Consider the following 23304-nt stretch of genomic DNA (forward strand, 5'->3'; position numbering starts at 1 on the left):
ACATCTAATGAATATAAAACTATTTGGTGTATTGTTTAGTGTTTTATTATTTTTATCAGCATGCTCGGTCGATACTTCTTTGTTAACTAGTAGTGTAAGTACAGCCCAAGCAGAATCTAAGTATCCACCCAACCCAAACGTCAACTTAAATTTTGATACAAATAATTTAAAAGATATTTGGCTTGCAGGTGGTTGTTTCTGGGGTGTAGAAGCATATATGGCACGTGTTTACGGTGTTTATGATGCAGAGTCAGGTTACGCCAATGGAAATACAGAAAATCCAACTTATGAAGATGTTATTTGGAGAAATACAGGGCATGCGGAAACGGTTCATGTTCGTTATGATCCCGAACGAGTTAATTTAGAAAAGCTATTAACACATTTCTTCCAAATTATTGACCCTACCTTATTAAATCAGCAAGGAAATGACCGTGGCACACAATATCGTACGGGTATTTACTATACAGATGAAGCAGATAAACGAATCATTGATCAGGTAGTGGCGAAAGAACAAGAACGCTACGATGACCCGATTGTTACTGAAGTGGAACCACTTAAAAACTTTACACTTGCAGAAGAATACCACCAAGATTATCTTGAAAAAAATCCAAATGGCTATTGTCATGTAGAGTTTGATTCATTGAAAAATCAAGAAATGCCATCCCTTATTGACCCAGCTTTATATCCAAAGCCAAGTGATGAGGAAATTAAAAAAATGTTAACAAAAGAGCAATATCGAGTAACACAAGGGAATGGTACAGAAATGGCTTACTCAAATGAATACTGGGACAACTATGATCCTGGTATTTACGTTGATATTGTAACAGGTGAGCCACTATTTTCATCTGCTGACAAATATGATTCTAGATGCGGTTGGCCAAGCTTTACTAAGCCGATTGATCCAGCCGTGGTGCTTGAGTTTAAAGATACGAGCTTTAATATGATTAGAACCGAAGTGAGAAGCCGTACGGGTGATAGTCACTTAGGACATGTGTTTAACGATGGACCTATCGATCGTGGTGGTTTGCGTTACTGTATAAATAGTGCTGCGATTAAATTTATTCCACAAGCTGAAATGGAATCAGCTGGTTATGGTTACTTAATACCGCTAACTAAATAATAGTACGCTCCTGAAATCAGTGCCAGTCACCAAAACAATTTGGAATCCTCCTAGCACTGTAAGTAGTCATATTTATTACTAGCTAAGTAAAAATCCACGAAGACCCCTGTGGAAGCGCACGCATCATAAGCCGCAACACGCGGCGCATTAGCGTCGGTTGCGGCTTACCTTGTGCCCACCGGAAGTGTAGTGGATTTTTACAATTTAGAATATCATTTTGCATACGTGGAGCTACTGATAGGACAGCCCTTTATGTATTTTCTCAAAGAGGTGATGTGATGTACAAATTATTAGTGGTCGATGATGAAGCAATCATCATAAAAGGAATTCGCTCATTTGTTAACTTTGAGGAGCTTTCCATTTCTGAAGTATTTGAAGCATCAAATGGAGAGACCGCACTTGAAATCTTTAAAAACCATAGTCCTGACCTCGTTTTAGCTGACATCAATATGCCGAAAATGAACGGCCTCGATTTTGCCATTACAGCAAAAACAATTAAACCTAATGTAAAAATTGCTATTATTACAGGCTATGACTATTTTGATTATGCCATAACTGCATTAAAGGCAGGCATTGATGATTACGTCTTAAAACCCGTTTCTAAACATGACATTCAAGAAACGTTAAAAAATCTGATAGCAAAAATTCAAGCAACACAAAGTCAGCATGAGCTATCTCGGCTTGTGGAAGGCATTTTGAGTGAAACAAACATAAATAATGACACAGGCTATAAAGCGAGAATACAAAAAGAAATAGACCGTAACATTGCAAATGTCGATTTTTCTTTAAGCTATCTAGCAAAACAAATGGCACTCAGTAATTCCTATTTAAGTAGCTTGTTTAAGAGCCTATACGGTAAAAACTTTCAAGATTATATGCTATCCATCCGCTTAGATAGAGCGAAAATTTTTTTGCTCAGCACAGATATGAAAGTGTACGAAATTGCAGCTGCTGTAGGCTTTGATGATCCCAATTATTTCAGCGCTACATTCAAACGAAAATTTGATATTTCTCCCAATCAATTTAGAGAAAAAATGAGAGAATAGCGATGAAGAAATCAAATATATTGAAAACTTTACGCATGCAAATTGCCCTTCATTATTTAAAAGCGAGTGGTCTTATTTTATTATTAATGTGCGTTATTTTGTATTACAGTATTGCTTCTGTTGTGTTAAGTGAAGCAACCTCTAGCACAAAAACGGCAGTTGAAAAAAGCGGTATGTATATTGATCTCTATATCGATCGTCTCAAAGCCGTATCAGGTTTGCTAGCTGAAAACGCCCAGCTCGTAACCTATTTTTCGAGTGCAGAGCGAGACCCTACTATTAAGCATAGTTTACTGTCTATGATTGAAACAACGATGGCAACGGATCGATTCATTCAATCGGTGGTAATTGTTAGTAAAGACGGACAAGTACTGTCTAATGAAAAGGGATTAATTATGAGTATGTCGAGCAATATGATGAAGGAACAATGGTATGTGGCAGCTGTTAATAATGGCAGCAAGCCTGTACTGACATCTGCTCGCATGCAGCACTTTTCAATGGATAAAGATAACTGGGTAATCTCAATTAGCCGCGAAATAAAAAATGCCGAAGGTCAAAATATTGGTGTATTGCTTATCGATATCCAATATAAAGTTATCGAAGACTTTTTAGCTAACTTGGATTTAGGAAAGGATGGCTTTTCTTTCATTATAAATGACAACGGAGAAGTCGTTTATCATAAGGATACCGCGTATTTCGAAAATTACTTAAAACAACAACAATTACAGCAAATTATCGCCAATCAAGCGGGCTATGATAAAGAAAAAAATACGTTAACGCACACCTATAAGCTAAATAATGCCGACTGGACATTTGTTGGAGTCTCCTCACAAGATGGACTTTTAATGATAAAAAGACAACTGCTCGAAATCTTTTTATTAGTAGGCATGATTCTTTTTATTATAGCTGCGGTAAGTGTTGCTTTATTTGCTGGACGAATTACGGTGCCATTCCAACGTTTAGAAAAAGCGATGCAAAATATCGAACATGGCTTAAAAGAAATACCTATTGATGAAAAAGGATGCTTTGAGGCACAAAGTTTAGCAAAATATTTCAATCGTATGATTGGGCAAATTGAAAAACTAATGCAGGAAATTACTGAAAAGGAAAAACACTTAAGAGCAACTGAAATTAGTGCGCTCCACAGTCAAATTAATCCTCATTTCTTATACAATACATTAGATACAATTGTATGGATGGCGGAGTTTAATGACAGTGAGAAAGTAATTGAAATAACAAAAGCACTTGCTCAATTTTTCCGCTTATCGCTTAGTGGGGGAAATGAAATGACAACTGTAGAAAATGAATTAGATCATGTTCGTCAATATTTGTTTATTCAAAAAGAACGTTACGGTGATAAATTAAATTACAAGATTGTCTGCAATCAATCGATACGAAACGTACGAATGCCAAAAATCCTTCTACAACCAATTGTTGAAAATGCTTTATATCACGGTATTCGAAGTGTCCCTCGCAATGGTCATATTCATATTAGTGCAATAGCTAGTGGAGATGATGTGGAGCTTATTGTTCGAGACAATGGACAGGGCTTTGACGTCAAACAACTAAATAGAGAATCTACAGAGAAGCGAACAAAGCTTGGTGGCGTTGGCATTAAAAATGTAGATCAACGCATTAAATTATACTACGGCCCTAACTATGGAATTACAATCAATTCAAGCTTAACAATTGGGACGACTGTCACAATTAAAATTCCACAAGAAATGAATTAAAGAAAAACATTATAGATAAATCATTTATTTCTACAATAAAAGACCGAATTGTTATTAATAGGCATCAACAAGTCATGCTTGATGCCTATTATCAGTCGACGACTCCTACAGGAAATCTCAAGCAGCAGTTATCTTTATTTATATTAAATAAAAAAGAACTAAGGCTTACACCTTAGTCCTTAACTCAATGAATTGAATAGTTGTCAAATAAAAACTAGTGCCATGCAGTCCGCTCACTTACCGGTTGCTGGGAATTTTTTTGCCCTTGTGCTTCAGTAAAGTTACTTGCTTGAGCTGAAGCTGCATCAAAATCGAAATCAGAGCCAAACTCCTCTTTATAGAGCTTTTTGCCATTTTGATTTACTTCTCGTTTTTTCGCACTATGCTTGTCCCTAACTTTTGCATTGTTACAATTTGTGTTTATATTTGACATAGCCATCCCCCATTGATTTTATTGAAAAGTAATAAAACAGATAATCTGTTCAACTGCTTTTCATTTTAAAGTTTGGCCAAGCTAATGCGTTTTTATTTATAAAAAGATTTCATATAAGCTGAAACGTTTTTAAAACATGTTCGCTAAATAAGATTGCAAAGATTTAGGTAACATTTGAAAGAATAGTCCCTCATATTTAATATCGAGCAGACCCGCAATAATTATGATAATAACGATGAATGCTAAAAAGGGTTTCTTATTTTTAGAAATCCAATTCAAAAGGCTCCCCTCCTTAGAAAAATTACGTTTAAAGTCCAAGTTAAGTATATAGTGATTTGTGAAAAAAATATATTATTCCTTTTTAAAGCGAAACAAACCCTTGTCACCCATAAATGACTTGTGACATAGATTAAAATGACATGTATTAAAAGATGGTGAATTTCGTATTTGTAGACGGGAAACAGTTGATTAAACTTTTTTTAAGAGAGGAATGGCTATGGTCAATTTTAATTTTTTTCAGGGTACGGTTACACAGATAAATGATTTTGCAGTCGGGCAAAATGGGGAAAGTGAAGGATGTTATACGTTAATGACGGTAGAAAATGGTGCAGGCGGCATTGTTAATTTTGTTATTTCACCTTCTACTTATTTTGTAAATCACGAAGTTGTAAGCCGTGGTGATCGCATTGTTGGCTATTATGATGCGAATGCACCTGTACCTTTAATCTACCCTCCTCAATATCAAGCACTTATTATTGTTAAAGAAAACAGCTATCAAAATGTAAAAGTAGACTTTTTTAATTCTCAATTGTTGAGTAGTGATGGTCAATTACAATTAAATCTTGCACCATACACGCCTATTTTGCTTAGAAATGGGCAGCCTTTTTCAAAAAGTCCTGCAAATCGCACTCTCATTGTAGTTTATGGACCTACGACAAGAAGCATTCCCGCACAAACTACGCCTCATGAAGTAATTGTTTGGTGTTAACCCACCTACCAACCTATATCGTAAAAAATATTCAAAATTGTTTGAGTGCCTGGCACAAAATCCACTGCGCTGCCTATGAGCACAGTGGATTTTAGCTATTTTAAACAGTTTGAAGTTTATACTTTTTCACTTCAGGAGGAATCGGACATACATATTCCTCACCATTTCGCTGTTCAATTAATTCTAGCTTCGCTTTTTCCAGAACTTCAGGGTTTTGTAGCACCTCAATAGCAGTTGCCGCCATCACTTTACCAGCATGTAGCATACCTTTATGTGCAATTGAAGTTTTTCCTGTTGAAACGACCTGCCAAGTATGAAGAGGTGTTCCAATTGGTTCACATGCTACCATGCATTGTACGGTTGGGACAACCCAGCTCACATCGCCAACATCGCTCGTACCTGGCAATATTCCGTTTGATGGGATAAATGGATCGATAACATGCGCTAAATCTTTGCCTGCTAGTTCTTTATTAGCCTTAATATCTTCTTTTTTATCGGCCTCAGATAAAGTTGCACGAATGTCCTTCGCGAATTGTTGTTCCTTTTCATCATACTGTGGGACACCTAAAGCAACAAAGTTATCATGCATGACTTTCTCTAATGTGTTATTCGGCAATATATCGGAAGCAGCGGAAGCAAAATCAATTTCCACTTGTGTACCAGTCATAAGAGCCGCTCCTCTTGCAACGTCACAGATGCGTTGATAAATTTCTTCTGCTTGAGCTACACGTGGTGCGCGAATAAAATACAATACATCCGCCTTTTCTTGTACAACATTTGGTGAAACACCACCTGTATTTGTTACAGCGTAATGAACCCTTGCTTCAGGAATAATATGTTCTCGTAAATAGTTAACGCCGACATTCATTAGTTCAACTGCATCGAGTGCACTTCTACCAAGATGAGGCGTGCTAGCAGCATGAGAGCTTTTTCCTTTGAATCTAAATGAAACTTCATAACAGGCAAGAGATGACATGGACCAAACTGAATTTCGAGACCAAGGATGCCAGCATACTGCAAAGTCTACATCATCAAATAGCCCCTCTCTTACCATAAAGGTTTTACCACTACCGATTTCCTCACCAGGGCATCCATAGTAACGAACAGTACCTTCAAGATTGTTTTCTTTTAAATATGAACGGATTGCGATGGCAGCAGCTAATGCCCCTGTACCAAGTAAATTATGTCCACAGCCATGTCCGTTGCCATTCGTTACTTCTGGGTTATATTGAATATCTCCACCAACCTGACTTAATCCAGTTAGTGCATCAAATTCACCTAAAACAGCAATAATCGGCTTTCCTGTCCCATAACTACCAATAAAGGCAGTATCAATATTACCTACTCCCTTTTCTACAGTAAAGCCTTCTTCTTCTAAAGTGTTGCATAATAATTCTGCTGATTGGAACTCTTCAAATCCTGTTTCTGCATAACCCCAAATTTGATCACTTACAGAAATTAATTTTTGTCGTTTTTCTTCGATAACCTTTGATAATGTATTACGATAATCCATTTCATTCACCCCGTTAGAATAATATTTTTGCTAAAAAATTATTTAAGCCAAAATCCTAGCAAATGCAATAAACTTTCCTATTAAATTCGCCATCTCACCTCAGTAAAATGGCGAATATAGAAAAGAGTCAATGCTACATACCGATCTATCTTTGCTTTTAAAACGGTCCATAATTAATTGCCTGGGCAATAATTAAAAAGATCACAACTATGACAATTTGAATAGCAACATAAGGGAATACCCATTTAGCCCATTTTGAATAAGGAATGCCCATCATACCTAGAGCTGCTAACAATAAGCCACCAGTCGGAATAATTAAACTTGAGACACCGCCACCCATTACAGTAGCAAACGCAGCTGTTTGTCTTGTTACTCCCACTAAGTCTGCTAATGGTGCCATAATTGGCAAGACTAATGATGCATGTCCACTTCCAGACGGCACTAAGAAATGAATAAAGAAATTGACAACTGCCATCCCTACCGCTGTTACACTTGGTGAAAGGCCATTCAGTAAATTAGAAGTAATATGTAATATCGTATCTAATAAGTTGCCTGAAGTAAGTACAACAAGAATTGTATTAGCAATCCCAATAATCATCGCACCTGAAATCATTTCAGAACATCCTTTTAAAAATGCATCCGTCATCTCATTGCCAGAAAGTCTTCCGATAAGACCCATAATAATTGCACCTAATAAGAAAATCCCTACAATTTCACTAATGTACCAGCCAAGACTAATAACGCCATAAATCAACGCGATAAAGCAGCCTAAAAACACTAAAAGAGAAAGTGCATGTCTTTTACTTAACTTAAAATTGTCATCAAACGTAATTCTTTCATTCGGGTTAAACTTCCCGTATTCAGCTAGTTCAGGATTTTTCTCGATTTTATTTACGTGTCTTAAAATAAAGGCAACCGATAAAATGTAGAAGATTACGTAAATAGCGATACGTAAGCCCATACCCGAGTACATTGGAAGCTCAGCAACTGTTTGAGCGACACCAATTGTAAAAGGATTTGTAATACCGGCAGTAAATCCAGCACCTATCATGCCAAGAAATACTATTGCGACACCTGTTAGTGCATCAAAGCCTAAGGCAATGGTCATTGGAGCAACTATTGTAATATAAACTAACGAGTCTTCAGCCGCTCCAATAAGGGTACCGAGTAATGAGAACAGAAGTACCATCACTGGAATAATTAATTTTTTTCTTTTACCAAACTTTTGTGCAGTAAATCGAATTAACGCATCAATAGATCCTGTAGCTTGCATAATTCCAAGAGCACCACCAATTAGTAGAACAAATAATATAATTGGTGCACCTTTGACCATCCCTTGGTGAAATGCATTAAACATGTCTAGCAAACCTACAGGTGTATTTGTGATGTATTCAAATTTTGTAGGGTCAATAATCGTTCTACCATTTTCCTCATATCTAGCGTATTGACCAGCAGGTATAACATAGGTTAAAAGTGTAAGAACAACAATGATTAAAAACATTAGAACATAAGCATTTAAGCCGCCCTTTTTCTTCTTCCTCTTTTCAGTACCTTCTTCTATCTTTATTGGTTTGGCAGTACTCAAACATAACACCCCTTTGTGATTTGTGTAAAAAGCAATCTGTCATACTATGAATTAACTCAAAAAACAGTCGAGTTTTAATCATCCTCTCGGCTAAATAATAAGATTAGAAAAATTTAGAAAATACCCAATATTGCTAACGCTTTCATAGGTTTCATTTTATAATGCATTACAGGTCATTGATATTCTAATAGTGAATATTCAATATTACTATTTTAAATATTTAGGGTTATAATTATATTTCAAAAATTAAATCAGCATTATATAATCATTTTTATTTACTTTATAGCTTCAGAAATTAACAGGAAAGGTTGTTATGTAATTGGAAATTAGACACCTTCAGACTTTTCAAATCGTAGCAGAAGAAAAAAGACTAATTCAAGCAGCAATGCGCCTTAATTATTCACAACCTACTGTTACAAAGCATCTACAGCACTTAGAAGATGAGATTGGCTTACCTCTCTTTGAAAAAGTGGACAATAAAAGGAAGCTAACTAAAGCTGGAGAAATTCTTTATGAGCATGCAAAAAATATCTTAAATGAGATGTTTACGATGCAAAGAAGAATCGAAGAATTCCAAGGAGAAAAGCAAGTTATTCGGGTTTGTGCATTAGATGAACATTGCGACCGTTTTTTTCTACCACATATAGTAAATTTCCAGAAAAGGAACCAAGATATTTTAATAGAAGTTTATTCTGTAGATAGTAGCGATGAGGCTTTAAAAAAGATAATACAAAATGAGATGGACTTTGCTATTGTAAATGGTAGAACTTTAAACTCTGACATTTCCAATCAATGCATTGACTATGAAAGTTTAGTGCTGTTCGCTTCGAGTAAAGTTGCTAATGACACTTCTCAAATGGAGAGCAAATTAGAAAAATACCCTGTATTGGTTGATCTTAGAGCTCCCTTTATAAAATTTGAAATATTGAACAAAGGAATTCACTTTCCAAATACTATTCACTGCAATAGTGATGAGAGCATAAAAAATGCCGTCCTCAATCACCCGTATCTCGGAGTAATTGGGACAAGCAGAATAAGAAAGGAAATCGAGGATGGGTCGGCTACTATTTTAGAAACTTATACTTCTAACATTCCGGTCAAACTCATTGCTTTAACAAAAAATTTAAGCAATCCAATTTTACAAGACTTTTATAGCTCAATGAGTAAAATGTATCGTCCGCTAAGTAATAACTAGATCGTAAACAAATGCCTAATATTAGATGACCCTATTGCTGGGTCATCTTAAACACATGCGTAAATTAACTCTATTAAGCAATAGTTGAAAAGTATTCGAAAACAAATAGACGAAATTTCTTAGCCATCGGTGTAAAATAGCGTTTTTCTGACCACGCTAGCCCAATTGTACGTTGACAAGATGGTTCAACAATTCGCAGTTTATGAGGAAACTCCTCTGATTTCGGAACCCAAGATAATTCAGAAACGAAAGCGACACCTAGTCCTTGTCTAACTAAATCAGAAATAACGGAAGGCTCATCCCCCTCAAAGGCAATATTTTGGACAAACCCCGCCTCCCGGCAAAATTGATCTGTTAAGCTTCGGAAGCCAAACCCTGTATTCATACTAATAAACGCTTCATCCTTCACCTCTGCGAGTTGAATACTCTCCCTGTCTGCTAACCGATGATTAGGTGGCACGATTAAAAATATTTCTTCAGTAATAAGTGGTTCCCATCTAATACCCTCGCCTTCAATAGGAACTGAGGAAATACAATAATCCAACTCCCCTTCCATCAACAATTTTTTCATAGATGTAACAGACTTTAGAAACTGTTGAAAACGGGCATCTGGATATTTCGATAAAAATGAACCTAATAAAGCAGGCAATACTCTTGGAATCGTTACTGCCAATGTAATACTCTTTTGATCTTGCTCAGTAAATTGAGCTAACTCCCTTTGTCCCTCTTTCAATTCCGCAAAAGCCCTTTCCACACGGTTTAAAAAAATTCTGCCAGCTTCATTTAAGCTAATTTTCCGATGTTCTCTGTCAAACAACACCACGCCCAAATCTTCCTCCAAGCGGGAAATCGTTTTACTAAGCGATGGCTGTGCAATTTGAAGCTGCTCTGCTGCCTTCGTCATATGTTCGAGACGGGCAACTGTTTGAAAATACTTTAACTGCAAAAGTTCCATATTGGTCCCCTTCTTGTATAGATTTAAATCTATTATGTAATAACGATTTATGTATTATACAACATTAATATAATAGATTATTATGAAATAATCTTTTAAAAATAGGAAGGTAGGATTATTTCATGAAAGGATTTCAATTAATATTGCAAGACTTAGTAGCTATTTGGAAACATAAGCATGGGCGAACGGCCTTTATTTTTCTTATTCTTGTTCCTTTAATTTACGTTGGGTTCTTTTTAGCAGGATATTGGGATCCATACGGGCAATTGGACAAACTTCCCGTAGCTGTCGTTAATCTCGACGAGGGAGCAAATATAGATAAAGAATCTTTGCATGTTGGCGATGACTTTATTACCGAACTAAAGGAAGGTAAAGAATTAAACTTCCATTTCGTCTCTGCCAAGACCGCACAAAAAGGGCTTAAAGCAGGCGACTATTATATGGTCATCACAATTCCAAAGGATTTCTCTAAGAACGTAACGACTTTAATGGAAGAAACTCCAAAAACAGCAAAACTTTCGTATGAAATTAATCCAGGGAAAAACTTTGTAGCTTCACAAATTACGACAACAGCCGTGGAAAAAATGAAAACAAAAATTAACGCCAGCATAACGAAGTTTTACTCTGAATCTATTCTCACTAAATTCCAGGATGCTTCGACTGGTTTTGCAACAGCAGGCGCTGGGGCGGAAAAGCTTTCTAAGGGAGCGACTGATATACAGAGCGGAACCGACAAGCTAGCGGATGGCATTCAAAGTTTAGATGCAGGAGCTCAAAAGCTTCAAACAGGAAGTTCAAGCCTCTCAACAGGTCAGGAAAGCTTATCAAATGGCGCTCAAAGACTCATAAACGGTTCTGACTCTCTATATAGTGGATTACAGCAACTAACTGGAGCTGAACAAGCCCTTCAATCAGGAATAGGGCAAATGAGCGAAAGTATGACAGACTGGTCCTCTAAAAATACAGAGCTAGTTCAAGGTCAACAACAAGCAGCAAAAGCAGCAAGTAATTTAAGCGGGCAATTAGCTCAATATATAAAAGATCATCCCGAAGCAAAGCAAGATTCGGAATTTCAACAACTGATTGCTTTAGCAGAGACATTATCTGCAACTGAAACTACTTTAACAAATGGTCAACAACAAGTAGGCGCAGCTGCTAAAAAAATCGCGGCAGGTCAAGCTACGCTAGAAACTAGCATGAAAACGTTTGGAACAAAGATGACTCAGGCTACTGCGGGGGCAAAACAACTTCAACAAGGAGCGACTGAATTTGCAAGTGGCTTTGCTAAATGGTCAACAGGCTTTACTACACTTAATACTGGAATTACAGCGCTATCTAGTGGAATTAATGAAGTATCAGGCGGATTTCCAAAACTGCAAAATGGGCTTTCCTCTTTAGTAGTGGGATCAAATGAATTAGCATCAAAACTAAATAGTGCGGCAGCAAAAACATCTAATCTTCAATTTGACGATGCAACGACATCGATGTTTGCCCAACCAATCGAATTGGTAGAATCTGATTTATCTGACGTTCCGAATTATGGTGTCGGTATCGCACCCTATTTCTTGTCACTCGCTTTATTTGTAGGAGGCATTATGGCATCTAATATTCTGCCACTAGGACGCAGAGAACTTCTAAAAGTGACTGGTACCGTTCACTTTATTAATAAATTAGGTTTAGTTTACGTAGTTGGTTTAATTCAATCAATTATTGTAGATATCGTTATCTTGTTAGGATTTAACTTAAAAGTAGCTAGTGTACCGCTCTTTTTCCTTTCAAGCATGATCGTGTCACTTACATTTATGACCCTCATCCTAATGCTCATAATTCTATTAGGAAATGTCGGTAAATTTATAGCTGTTACGTTATTAGTATTTCAATTAGCAACATGTGGCGGAACATTCCCTGGTGAGCTTGGAAATCCTATACTAGCTAAAATCGGCGAATTTTTGCCAATGGCGCATTCACTAAAAGGTTTCCAAGAAGTAATTACCCTTGGTGGCTGGTCAAACTTAGTTACACAAGGATCACTTTTACTCATCTATCTTTTACTCGCTTTCATCATCGCTTGGATTTCAAGCCACATCCAGCATAAAGAACAACCTACTGTAGAACTCGCTAACTAAAGCGGTACCTCTATATAGAAATAAAAGGAGCCTTCCTCAATAGAAAGGCTCCTTTATTTACTTGGAATACGGTTCTCCATATAACTAAATAACAGCTAAACCTCCCACTACATCCAACGAACTGTCTACCACTGCCCTTTCCTAAAAAAGTTATAAATTACTTTTAAAATTTTATAAAATAAAATGAACGAATGTTTTATTCGGTGCATCTAATCATTAAAGGAGGCATGGAGATGGACGAAATCGAACTTGCCAAACAAGCGATTAATGGAGATGAAGCGGCACAGCTACTGCTTTTACAAATATATAAAGAAGCTATGTATCGTGTTGCCTATAGCTATATGCAAAATGAACATGATGCAAATGATGCACTACAAGAAATGACGTATCAATGCTTAAAAAATATTCATAAAGTGCAGACGCCTCAGTATTTTAAAACGTGGCTCGTACGCATTGTTATCAATACATGTTTAATGATGAAACGACAGCAAAAACGTATTGTCGTCACAGATGATATAGTGGATCAGCACGAGCAAATGGCGGAACTATTTGAACTCAATGATGTCATTACAAAGCTACCAATTGAGCAACAGGAGCTCATTCATTTGAAGTACTTTAAAGATTTAAAAAACAGCGAAATTGCCACGTTACAAAAAATACCTGAAGGGACTGTTAAATCAAGATTACATAAAACATTAAAGAAGCTTCGTCATTTATTAGGAGAGGGGGGCATTTCATGAGTCAGTTGGACAATGACCAACAACAAAGATATATAGAATTACTTGAATCAGTGCCTATGGAAACATTGCAGTCAAATAAACAGTTCATGGCATACAAGCAATTAAAAAAGAGAACTCGCCATAAACGCCTTTTACAATTTACGGTTACTGCTGCTATTATCATGATTGCCCTTATTAGTTCCATTAGGGTATCGCCAGCTCTTGCTTATACGATGGCACAAATTCCAGTATTAAAACCACTTGTTGAAATGATTGCGTTAGATAAAGGCATTAAAGATATTATTAACAACGAATATTACGAGCCTATTAATGTGAGTCAAACGATTGATGGGAACACCCTTACGATTACAAGTGTTGTGGCAGATGAATCAGGTATGATCATTTCCTATAAGCTTCAATCAGACGAAGACTTAGCGAATTTCACTGGCGTCTCTACAGAGGTCAAACAGCAAGGTGAACAAATCTATGCATCTGTAGGGAGTAGTTGGTCAGCACAGCCAGAAGGAACATTTGAAGTTGAAAATACAATTGAAGTGGCCGCAAGCAAAGGTATGAACTATTCATCACAAGATTTTGAAATTACATTATCGCTTCATGATCGTCCAGAAATAGTCTTTGACATACCATTTACATTAAAAAATGATATTAAAGCATCGAAAAAATACACTATTAATAAACAAATAACTGTCGATGGGCAAGACTTTACCATTCATGAGCTTATTATTTCTCCAATTAGATCTGAGTTGAAAATGTCGATTGATTCATCGAATTCAAAGAAAATATTAAACTTTGGAGATATTCGCATCTATGATGAACATCATGAGGAATGGGGCAAAATTCGAAACGGTTATTCTGGATTTGGTAATTACGAAGATAAGCAATTTAGTATCATGCTAGAGAGCAATTTCTTCCGTATCCCAAAAAGTATGACGATTGAATTTCGAGACATCGAGGCTATTGATAAAGCTGATGAATCGGTAGTAATTGATTTTGATAAAAAGGAAATTATGACTCAGCCTAAGAATATTAATACCGAGCTTGAAATAAAAGATAACTTTGAAATTCAATATAAAATATTATCCTCCAATAAAAATGAACTTAGAAGCATGTTTAATCATTTAATTGACGCTAATGGTGAAACTTACTATTCAAATAGTGCAACGTTTTCTAAGCACGACAACTATTTATTAATTACACAAAAATTTGATATGGAGAATGTTAAAAATCTCCCAGTTAATCCTGTGAAGCTTGAAATTGCACGTTATGACCAATATTTAAATGGTGTTGGACGTATCCAAGTGAAACTTAAATAAATTGTCATCCTAAAGAAAAGCCGATTCTAATAATACCTAGAATCGGCTCTTCACATTACTCTCATTTAAATTTTAATTTCATTTTCCTGTAAGGCCGTGCGCAGAAGTGGACTTGGTTCACCTACGCTGTAAAGCTGTAAATTATGCATTGCTCTCGTACAGGCAGTGTAGAAAACTCGGCGTAAACTCTCATCGCCATATATTTGCTCCGATGCATCATAGATAATGACAGCTTCAAATTCAATTCCTTTAGATAAATAAGAAGGTATGATGACAACCCCTTGCTCGTACTCGGGTGAGCCATTTTTTATAAGCTTAATACCCTCAATAGTAGACAAAGCTTCAAATGCACGCTTGCTCTCCTCCGCAGATTTACATATGATGGCGATACTGTTATAGCCATCACTTCGCAAAGCTTCGATTTTAGTCGTAATACAGTGGTGCAAAGCAGTGTGATCAGCTAATTGTGTCAGCGCAGGTAGCTCCCCATCGCGTTCAAACGGGATAATCCGTTCGCCATTAGGTACTAGTTTGCGGGTAAACTCGACAATCTGTTTTGTAGAGCGATAGCTACGAGTCATATTGATAACTTCTGTTTCATCTGGTCCATATAAGTTACTAAGAATATTAAAATCAATCATTTCACTCGCATGCGCGAAAATTGCCTGATTAAAATCACCTAATACTGTCATTTTCGCAAAAGGAAACAATCGCTTTAAAAACTCGAATTGGAATGGCGAATAGTCCTGTGCCTCGTCAACGAGTATGTGCTTAATCGAGCTATTTGTTTGAAAACCTTGAATTAACTCTTTTATAAATAAAAACGGAGTAGCGTCTTCGTAAAATAGCTTATCTTCGTCTAGCATTTCCAGCGTCGCTTGGCAAATAGCCTCCCACTCCACTGGTGTTTCTCCTTCAATCCACTGTTTAATTTGCATAGGATCTATAAACAACTGTTTGTAAATTTCCTTAATGTCGATAAACTGTAACGCCCGAATTCGTTTCCGCAATGTCTTCAATTTCTTAGATACAATCAATCGCGCAAGTTTAGCAGGCTCCATCTCATAATCGGCTACTGTCTCTCTTGCAAAGCCCTTTCTTTTAGCTAAATAAACACGTGCCTTATGGTATTCCTCGTTACTTAGCAGCTCAATTTCTTCTTGTACCCATTCCTTCTTCCATTCGACTTTTTCTATTTCTTTTATTTCCTTCAGAATCCATTCCTTTAACTTTTCCAATCGATTATGGAACTTAAGTGAAGCATCGTTACTATAAAATTGCTCAGCGATTTGTTGCGCGGTAATAATCGGCTGCCCTCTGAAGTTAATGCCCTTAAATATCATGCCGGAGTACTCCAGCGACTTTCTGTATGCTTTAATGACTTCAAAAAAACGAGTAGATGCTTTGAATTGGATGCTCGCCACTCTTGATTTATATGCTGGGCTATTTGCTGCAGTTAAAACATATTCCAATTGCTCGTAAGGATTTTCAACATAAAACTCCTTACTTAATCGGTGATGCAAGTACTCCTGAAATGTAACTTGCTGCATATTTTCTTCACCAAGTTCAGGTAGCACGTTGGACACATAGCTATTGAACATTGCATTAGGTGAAAATAAAATAATTTGATCCGCATTTAATCTATCCCGATATTTATAAAGCAAATAAGCTATTCGTTGTAAAGCTGCTGATGTCTTGCCACTACCTGCGGCACCATGAACTATAAGCAATCTCCCATGATCATGACGAATAATTCGGTTTTGCTCCTGTTGAATCGTCGCAACTATACTATGCATATGTTTATTTGTACCTTGCCCCAAAACTTGCTGTAAAATCTCATCTCCGATAGTGAGACTTGTATCAAACATTGATTGAAGAACACCATCGCGAATTAGATATTGCCACTTTTTCTCCAACTCCCCTTGGATAATGCCTTCAGGTGTCGTGTACTGGGCTGGACCAGGCGAGTAATCGTAGTAAACACTTGAGATAGGAGATCGCCAGTCATAGATAAGGAAATCTTCCCCACTCTTATCCATAAGAGAAGAGATACCTATATAGACCTGTTCCTGAGCTGACATACCTTCCTCTAAGAAATCAATTCGGCCAAAATAAGGAACCTTCTGCATACGGCGTAACGTAGACAATCTTTTAGACGCATGTTTATGGGTACTTTGGCTAACGGATAGTGCTTGCGTTTCTTGTCTTAAGCCGATAATCGTCTCAAGATAATCGTCGAAAGTATCCATATTGACCTTTATTTCATCCCAAAAATGCTTGCGAATATTTACAACTTCGTTCTTACGCTGTAAAGTTTCTTTCTCCAACCTATTCAGTTGCTCTGAAATAGTCTCCATTACATTGTCTAATCGTTTTTGCTCCTGCTGAAACTCCGATTTCATCGCATTCACTCCTTAAAAATGTAAGTATAGGGGTTGACTTATAAAAAACAATGCTTTATAATTAAGATAGGGATAATATATCCTTTTAATAATAAAGTGCCTATCTATATAAATTTAACACATGTTCATGTTTTTATCAATGGATTAACCATGATATCTATTTCTATATAAATAAACATTTAAAATAGCGTAATAACACTTCGAAGTCTGTATTTAGGAGTGTTTTTTTATTTGCAAAAAAGCACCAATCTATAATCTAGAACGGTGCTTTTCTTTATTGTATCGCTCACTGCAAGCAATCGATGTTTAGTTACTCACTTTTTTAGTTTTTGGCACAAACCAAACAACAATAAATGCAATAATGGCTACGATAAGCATTGTGCAATAAGTCGTATTAGCTGCGGTAGCATAACCTTCACTTGTACCAATTGAAACCTTTGTTAATTGTATTGTATAAATAGTCACAATAACTGCTGTGCCAATTGCTCCTGCTAATTGACGAATTGTATTATTAACGGCTGAGCCATGTGAAGCTAATTCTTTTGGAAGTGCATTTAAGGCAGCTGTATTTAAAGGCATTGTAATAAAAGCTAGCCCAATTCGTAATATAATTGTGCGGACAAGTAAATACATATATGAAGTAGAGGCAGATAAATCAATCACTGCCCACATCGACAAAACGATTAAACTCATGCCCACTATAAATAATGGCTTTGCACCATATTTGTCATACATTTTCCCAGTTACCGGAGATAAACATGCATTTATTAATGCCCCTGGTAACAATAAAAGACCTGCTTCAAAAGCAGTAAAACCACGACCATCTTGTAAATAAATTGGTAGTAAAATTAAATCCGCATACATTAATATGGTAATGGCTATATTAACAAGCGTTGTCATTGAAAACATTTTATATTTAAATACCGTCAAATTTAATAATGGTTCAGCTGAAGACATTTGACGCTGACAAAATAAAAACGTCACAATGATCCCTAAAAGCAGGGATGTAATAACTAGCCAATCAGCCCAACCTCTACTTCCTGCAATACTGAACCCAAAAAGTAAAAATCCAAACCCGATTGTTGAATACGCAACACTTAATCCATCTAATTTTACTTTTGTCCCCTCAACAACATTAAATAAATATTTATAAGCAAACAAAATAATTAGCAAAACAAATGGAATTAAACCAATAAATAGCCATCGCCAAGACAAATATTCAACAAAAAAGCCTGAAACAGTTGGTGCAATTGCTGGAGCGAATATAATGGCGAATCCAACTTTCCCCATAACAGCTCCACGCTCTTCCATTGGATACAAAAAAACAATGACTGTCATCATTAATGGAATAATGATTCCTGCCCCAACTGCCTGGATCATACGTCCTGTCAGTAACATTCCGAAGTTCATTGCACTTGCTGCAACAATAGAACCTATTAATAAAAAAAGCATAGAACTGATAAACAACTGGCGAGTTGAATATCGTTTCATTAAAAAGGCAGTGATTGGGACTAGCACGCCATTCACTAACATAAAGCCTGTCGCTAACCACTGAATGGTTGTAGGGGTTACATCAAAAATAACCATTAAATCGCTAAGTGCCACATTTAGTAATGTTTGATTTAATGTAGAAAAGAAGCAACCTGCAATCATTACAAAAAGCAAAAGCTTTTTCGTCCGAGCAGATATTTCATTTTGCATAATAGAACTCCTAACGCTATCATAATTTTATCGACACATTGTCTAAAAAATATCTTAACAAGAAATTTGCTAAGTTGACCATGAACAATATAGGATTCACTGTCGACTACTAGACAATTTGAAACAAACTGTATATAAAATCTACTATGATAGACAGGAATGAGAAAAATGACTAAAAAAGAGGATCCACGTGCCATAAGAACACAGGAAATGCTTAAAAGTGCTGCCTTAACCCTCTTAAATGATGGACTATCCATTAATCAATTATCTGTGCAAAAGGTGACACAAAAGGCATTGTTAAATCGAACAACATTTTATTTACATTATCAAGATATCGATGGCCTAATTACACAATTAACACAGGAAATTTTACAGGAACTAACTGAAAAAATTGAAGCACTTATTCAAGTTCAGGACATTGACGAAAAAAAACAATTGATTCAATTACTAGATTATCTTTATACACAGAGACATCATCTGCTCATTCTTTTTCAACTGGAACAATTTGAAAATCATTTATTCCAATTATTAAAAAAGTTAATCGAAATTCGCAGAAATAAAAATACAAAAACAACTAAAAAAGTCTATGTCGATTCTCAAATTAAAACAGCTTCGATAGTTGGCGTTATAATGTGGTGGTTAAAAAATGGGCTACATTTAAGTTCTGATTACATAGCAGAACAAATTCATCTTATGTATAAACCTTAATAAATATACAAAAATAACAATAATTATGAATACAAGTTGGTATGTGTTACGCATGCTACAATTAATATATGAAGAACAGTTGGAGTGACGAAAATGAGTAAACGAGAACAACAAAAACAACAACGCCGTCAAAATATTATCCAAATTGCAAAGGATTTATTTTTGGAACATGGCGTTCAAAACATACAAATGCAGGATGTCGCAGATGCTTCTGGTGTTGGGATTGCGACAATTTTTCGTTATTTCCCTAAAAAAGAGTATTTAGTGATTGCAGCCTCAAATACTATTACTAATGATATGGCGACGCATATAGGACAAATTGTTGAGCAGACAATACCTGCGTATGAAAAAATCAAACAAATTTTGGATTATTATATAAGTGGAACAAAGGACCCTAAGCTACGGCTCGCAAAGTTTTTCGAGTCCTTTGATTTACATGAAAAAATTGCTACAGAATCGTCTGAGCAATATGCAGAGTATTTTTTTGCACGAAACAAATTGGCAAGTATTTTATTCACATTGGCTGACCAGGGAAAACAAGACAGCTCATTAAGACATGATATTGATTTAGATTTATTTATTATGACGATGGTGCAAAATTTTAGTTTATTTACATTTAAATCAAGCCTAACAACCCATGATCCAAACCTCTCCGAGTTGTTATCTACGGACAAGCAACTGGAGTTGATGAAAGATGTATTTTTATCTTTTATTCGACCACAATAAATGACGAACGTTTTGAATTGACATTCGATCGTGAAAGTTGTTAACTAGGAAGTAGAAAAGTGATAGTTAACTATCAAATTTTAATTTTTAGGGGGCTTTCTAAATGAGTCGTTTAGCAGGTAAAGTAGCAATCATTACAGGTGCTGCACAAGGTATGGGTGCTGCACACGCAAAATTATTCGTAGAAAACGGAGCAAAAGTTATTTTAACAGATTTAAATGAGGAAAAAGGAAATGCATTCGCAGCTGAATTAGGTGAAAATGCTATTTTCGTTAAACAAAACGTTACTTCTGAAGAAGATTGGGCTACAGTTATCGCGAAAGCAGAAGAAACTTTCGGTCCAGTAAACGTATTAGTAAACAATGCTGGTATTACTATGGCGAAAAATATGCTAGAAGTGACATTAGAAGAATACCGACGCATTGTAGACATTAACCAAGTGTCTGTATTTTTAGGTATGAAAACTGTAGCAGGTTCAATGGCGAAAACTGGTGGCGGTTCAATCGTCAACATTTCTTCAATGAACGGCTTAGTTGCTGGCGCTATTGGTTATACAGATACAAAATTCGCTGTTCGTGGTATGACTAAGGCAGCGGCAATTAATCTAGCACCAATGGGTATTCGCGTAAACTCTGTACACCCAGGCGTTATTGCAACACCAATGGTTGTACAAGCAGATACAAAAGCAGCAGTAGAAGAATTCTCTAAACATATTCCATTAAAACGTGTAGCTCAACCAGAAGAAGTATCTAACATGGTATTATTCCTAGCTTCTGATGATTCTAGCTACTCAACAGGTTCTGAATTCATTATCGATGGCGGCTTAACTGCACAATAATACTTGAAAATAAGAAGTCCGATTTTCTATTAAAGAAAATTGGGCTTTTTTTTTATGAGCGTGCTGTATATCTCCCATTTCCCCCTCATTTAGCTTCTTTGGCATAACACCACATGTTTTTATTCCAATTAAAAGGGAATCATTAAAGTAAGATGACTTTGAGGAGGATTCAAATGGAAAATAAAAAAACTGAACAATTAAAGAAACATATCATTGATAACCAAGGAAAACATGCCTTAACGACGAATCAAGGATTAAAAATGGCAGAGGATGAATTTTCTTTAAAAGCAGGTTTAAGGGGTCCTACCCTTATGGAGGACTTTCATTTCCGTGAGAAAATGACTCATTTCGACCATGAACGTATTCCTGAACGTATTGTTCACGCACGCGGTGTTGGCGCACATGGTATTTTTCAAGTTTATGAATCGTTAGAAGGTTATACGAAGGCAGATTTCCTTACAAACCCCTCTAAAATCACACCTGTCTTTGTACGCTTTTCGACAGTACAGGGATCTAGAGGCTCAAATGACACAGTGAGGGATGTGCGCGGTTTTTCCACTAAATTTTATACAGACGAAGGTAATTATGATTTAGTCGGCAACAATATGCCTGTGTTCTTTATTCAAGATGCCATTAAGTTTCCCGATTTCGTCCATGCTGTTAAACCCGAGCCACACAATGAAATACCACAAGGTGCTAGTGCTCATGATACTTTTTGGGATTTCATCGGGCAAAATCCTGAAACGGCTCATATGATTATGTGGCATATGAGTGATCGTGCCATTCCTCGTAGCTTACGAATGATGGAAGGTTTCGGCGTTCATACATTCCGACTTATTAATGCTAAAGGACAAGCCCATTTTGTGAAATTCCACTGGAAGCCTACTCTAGGTGTACATTCATTAGTTTGGGATGAGGCGCAAAAAATTGCAGGGAAAAACCCTGATTTCCATCGACTAGATTTGTATGAAGCAATTGAAAAAGGCGACTTTCCAGAATGGGAACTCGGTTTACAAGTAATTCCCGAAGAAGATGAGCATGCATTTGATTTTGATATATTAGATCCAACTAAATTATGGCCAGAGGAAGAAGTTCCTGTAAAAATAGTCGGCAAAATGACTCTAAATCGGAATGTAGATAATTTCTTTTCTGAAACAGAACAAGTTGCTTTCCATCCTGGGCATGTTGTACCTGGTATCGATTTCTCAAATGACCCTCTTTTACAAGGACGATTATTCTCTTATACCGATACACAACTTTCTCGATTAGGTGGGCCTAACTTCCATCAGATCCCAATTAATCAACCAGTCTGCCCTTATCAAAACAATCAACGTGACGGTATGCACCAAATGGGAATTTTTCGAGGACAAACAAGCTATCATCGCAACGGCTTAAATGACAATCAACCAGCTCCTGTTTCTGCCGAAGAAGGTGGCTACGAACATTATCAAGAAAAAATTGATGGCAATAAGATTAGAGGTCGTAGCGAAAGCTTTTTAGACTTTTATTCACAAGCGAAGCTCTTCTATAACAGTATGGCTCCTTTTGAGAAACAACATATTAAAAATGCATTTAGTTTCGAGCTTGGCAAATGTAAATCGAATGCAGTGAAAACAAATGCAATCGACCTTATAAATCATATAGACCATCAATTAGCTCAAGAAGTAGCCAACAATATTGGAGTGGCATTGCCTAAGACAAATCTTGAAGTACAATCAGATAAAAAATCGCCCGCACTCAGCATGGCTAATACGATCTTTAAACCAGATACGAAAAATGTCGCGATTTTATTGAATGGGAAGCCTCAGGAATCCCTTCTAACAGAATGGGTTCAGACTTTGGCTAAACAACATTTAAATTATAGTATCGTCGATGAAAAGGTATCTCAATTCGACGATTCCCTTAAAGTAACCGATACTTATGACACAACAGACCCAAGCCTTTTTGATGCTGTTTTAGTCATCAGTAGTGAATCTCCTATTCAAACACCTGTGCTAGAGTTTATGGAAACAACCTTTAAACATAATAAACCTTTAGCCTTTGACCTTAATGATCCTCAAGCATTAAATTCTTGCAGGATAAAACTTGAGGGATCGGGAGTCTACAATTTAAAAGACTCTACAATTGAATCCTTTATTGAAGGTATAGCCCAAGGTCGATTCTGGGATCGATAAAACGAAAA

Annotated in this window: 19 protein-coding genes; 12 read left to right on the plus strand and 7 right to left on the minus strand. The window is 36.4% G+C overall.

Annotation, left to right across the window (positions count from 1 at the left end):
* The first annotated feature begins 7 nt into the window (after positions 1–7).
* The 3 genes from msrAB to ACIQXW_RS20120 all read left to right on the plus strand — a co-directional run bounded on the left by msrAB (position 8) and on the right by ACIQXW_RS20120 (position 3899).
* Positions 8–1120 (plus strand): bifunctional peptide-methionine (S)-S-oxide reductase MsrA/peptide-methionine (R)-S-oxide reductase MsrB, encoded by a 1113-nt coding sequence (msrAB, locus tag ACIQXW_RS20110; RefSeq protein WP_340821634.1) that lies wholly within the window; start codon positions 8–10, stop codon positions 1118–1120.
* 278 nt (positions 1121–1398) lie between these two features.
* Positions 1399–2166 (plus strand): response regulator transcription factor, encoded by a 768-nt coding sequence (locus ACIQXW_RS20115; protein WP_402764983.1) that lies wholly within the window; start codon positions 1399–1401, stop codon positions 2164–2166.
* A gap of 2 nt (positions 2167–2168) precedes the next feature.
* Entirely contained in the window at positions 2169–3899 is a 1731-nt protein-coding gene (locus ACIQXW_RS20120) for a cache domain-containing sensor histidine kinase (RefSeq protein ID WP_402764986.1), read from the plus strand.
* 214 nt (positions 3900–4113) lie between these two features.
* Here the strand turns inward: ACIQXW_RS20120 and ACIQXW_RS20125 are convergent, their stop codons facing one another.
* The gene (locus ACIQXW_RS20125; RefSeq protein WP_402764989.1) at positions 4114–4332 is read right to left on the minus strand and encodes a hypothetical protein; all 219 of its coding nucleotides are present in this window, start codon (positions 4330–4332) and stop codon (positions 4114–4116) included.
* 129 nt (positions 4333–4461) lie between these two features.
* Entirely contained in the window at positions 4462–4611 is a 150-nt protein-coding gene (locus tag ACIQXW_RS20130) for a hypothetical protein (RefSeq protein ID WP_173479196.1), read from the minus strand.
* A gap of 217 nt (positions 4612–4828) precedes the next feature.
* On the opposite strand from ACIQXW_RS20130, the gene ACIQXW_RS20135 reads away from it, so the two are divergent.
* A complete protein-coding gene (locus tag ACIQXW_RS20135; RefSeq protein ID WP_340821629.1) occupies positions 4829–5320 on the plus strand; it encodes a hypothetical protein in 492 nt (163 codons plus the stop codon).
* A 100-nt stretch (positions 5321–5420) separates the two neighbouring features.
* On the opposite strand, the gene ACIQXW_RS20140 is transcribed toward ACIQXW_RS20135, so the two are convergent.
* Positions 5421–6833 (minus strand): M20 family metallopeptidase, encoded by a 1413-nt coding sequence (locus ACIQXW_RS20140; protein ID WP_402764994.1) that lies wholly within the window; start codon positions 6831–6833, stop codon positions 5421–5423.
* A gap of 157 nt (positions 6834–6990) precedes the next feature.
* On the minus strand, positions 6991–8418 hold the full coding sequence (locus tag ACIQXW_RS20145) for a YfcC family protein (protein ID WP_402764997.1): 1428 nt from the start codon (positions 8416–8418) through the stop codon (positions 6991–6993).
* A gap of 319 nt (positions 8419–8737) precedes the next feature.
* On the opposite strand from ACIQXW_RS20145, the gene ACIQXW_RS20150 reads away from it, so the two are divergent.
* Positions 8738–9613, plus strand: a complete 876-nt coding sequence (locus ACIQXW_RS20150; protein WP_402765000.1) for a LysR family transcriptional regulator — start codon at positions 8738–8740, stop codon at positions 9611–9613.
* A 73-nt stretch (positions 9614–9686) separates the two neighbouring features.
* Here the strand turns inward: ACIQXW_RS20150 and ACIQXW_RS20155 are convergent, their stop codons facing one another.
* Positions 9687–10568 carry a LysR family transcriptional regulator gene (locus ACIQXW_RS20155; RefSeq protein ID WP_402765003.1) on the minus strand — a complete coding sequence of 294 codons (882 nt, stop codon included), beginning with the start codon at positions 10566–10568 and terminating at the stop codon, positions 9687–9689.
* A gap of 122 nt (positions 10569–10690) precedes the next feature.
* On the opposite strand from ACIQXW_RS20155, the gene ACIQXW_RS20160 reads away from it, so the two are divergent.
* From ACIQXW_RS20160 to ACIQXW_RS20170, 3 genes are all read left to right on the plus strand, one after another.
* Positions 10691–12694, plus strand: coding sequence for a YhgE/Pip family protein (locus ACIQXW_RS20160; protein WP_402765006.1), 2004 nt, complete (start codon positions 10691–10693; stop codon positions 12692–12694).
* Positions 12695–12927: 233 nt separating this feature from the next.
* Positions 12928–13434, plus strand: a complete 507-nt coding sequence (locus ACIQXW_RS20165) for a sigma-70 family RNA polymerase sigma factor (RefSeq protein ID WP_402765009.1) — start codon at positions 12928–12930, stop codon at positions 13432–13434.
* Positions 13431–14747, plus strand: a complete 1317-nt coding sequence (locus ACIQXW_RS20170) for a DUF4179 domain-containing protein (RefSeq protein WP_402765012.1) — start codon at positions 13431–13433, stop codon at positions 14745–14747. The genes ACIQXW_RS20165 and ACIQXW_RS20170 overlap by 4 nt, the downstream gene beginning before the upstream one ends.
* Before the next feature lie 65 nt (positions 14748–14812).
* Here ACIQXW_RS20170 and helD read toward each other — a convergent pair whose 3' ends face one another.
* Together helD and ACIQXW_RS20180 are read right to left on the minus strand one after the other, a co-directional pair.
* The gene (helD, locus tag ACIQXW_RS20175) at positions 14813–17149 is read right to left on the minus strand and encodes an RNA polymerase recycling motor HelD (protein ID WP_402765015.1); all 2337 of its coding nucleotides are present in this window, start codon (positions 17147–17149) and stop codon (positions 14813–14815) included.
* 306 nt (positions 17150–17455) lie between these two features.
* Positions 17456–18850, minus strand: coding sequence for a DHA2 family efflux MFS transporter permease subunit (locus ACIQXW_RS20180; protein WP_401020971.1), 1395 nt, complete (start codon positions 18848–18850; stop codon positions 17456–17458).
* A gap of 168 nt (positions 18851–19018) precedes the next feature.
* On the opposite strand from ACIQXW_RS20180, the gene ACIQXW_RS20185 reads away from it, so the two are divergent.
* The 4 genes from ACIQXW_RS20185 (at position 19019) to ACIQXW_RS20200 (ending at position 23296) form a co-directional block, all read left to right on the plus strand.
* On the plus strand, positions 19019–19558 hold the full coding sequence (locus ACIQXW_RS20185; protein WP_402765019.1) for a TetR-like C-terminal domain-containing protein: 540 nt from the start codon (positions 19019–19021) through the stop codon (positions 19556–19558).
* A gap of 93 nt (positions 19559–19651) precedes the next feature.
* Positions 19652–20284 (plus strand): TetR/AcrR family transcriptional regulator, encoded by a 633-nt coding sequence (locus ACIQXW_RS20190; protein WP_340821612.1) that lies wholly within the window; start codon positions 19652–19654, stop codon positions 20282–20284.
* Between the two features lie 103 nt (positions 20285–20387).
* Positions 20388–21122, plus strand: coding sequence for a glucose 1-dehydrogenase (locus ACIQXW_RS20195; protein WP_340821611.1), 735 nt, complete (start codon positions 20388–20390; stop codon positions 21120–21122).
* A gap of 173 nt (positions 21123–21295) precedes the next feature.
* Positions 21296–23296 (plus strand): catalase, encoded by a 2001-nt coding sequence (locus tag ACIQXW_RS20200; RefSeq protein ID WP_402765023.1) that lies wholly within the window; start codon positions 21296–21298, stop codon positions 23294–23296.
* Positions 23297–23304: the final 8 nt, after the last annotated feature.

Source organism: Lysinibacillus sp. NPDC097162 (assembly GCF_044762185.1).
Classification (GTDB): Bacteria; Bacillota; Bacilli; order Bacillales_A; family Planococcaceae; genus Lysinibacillus.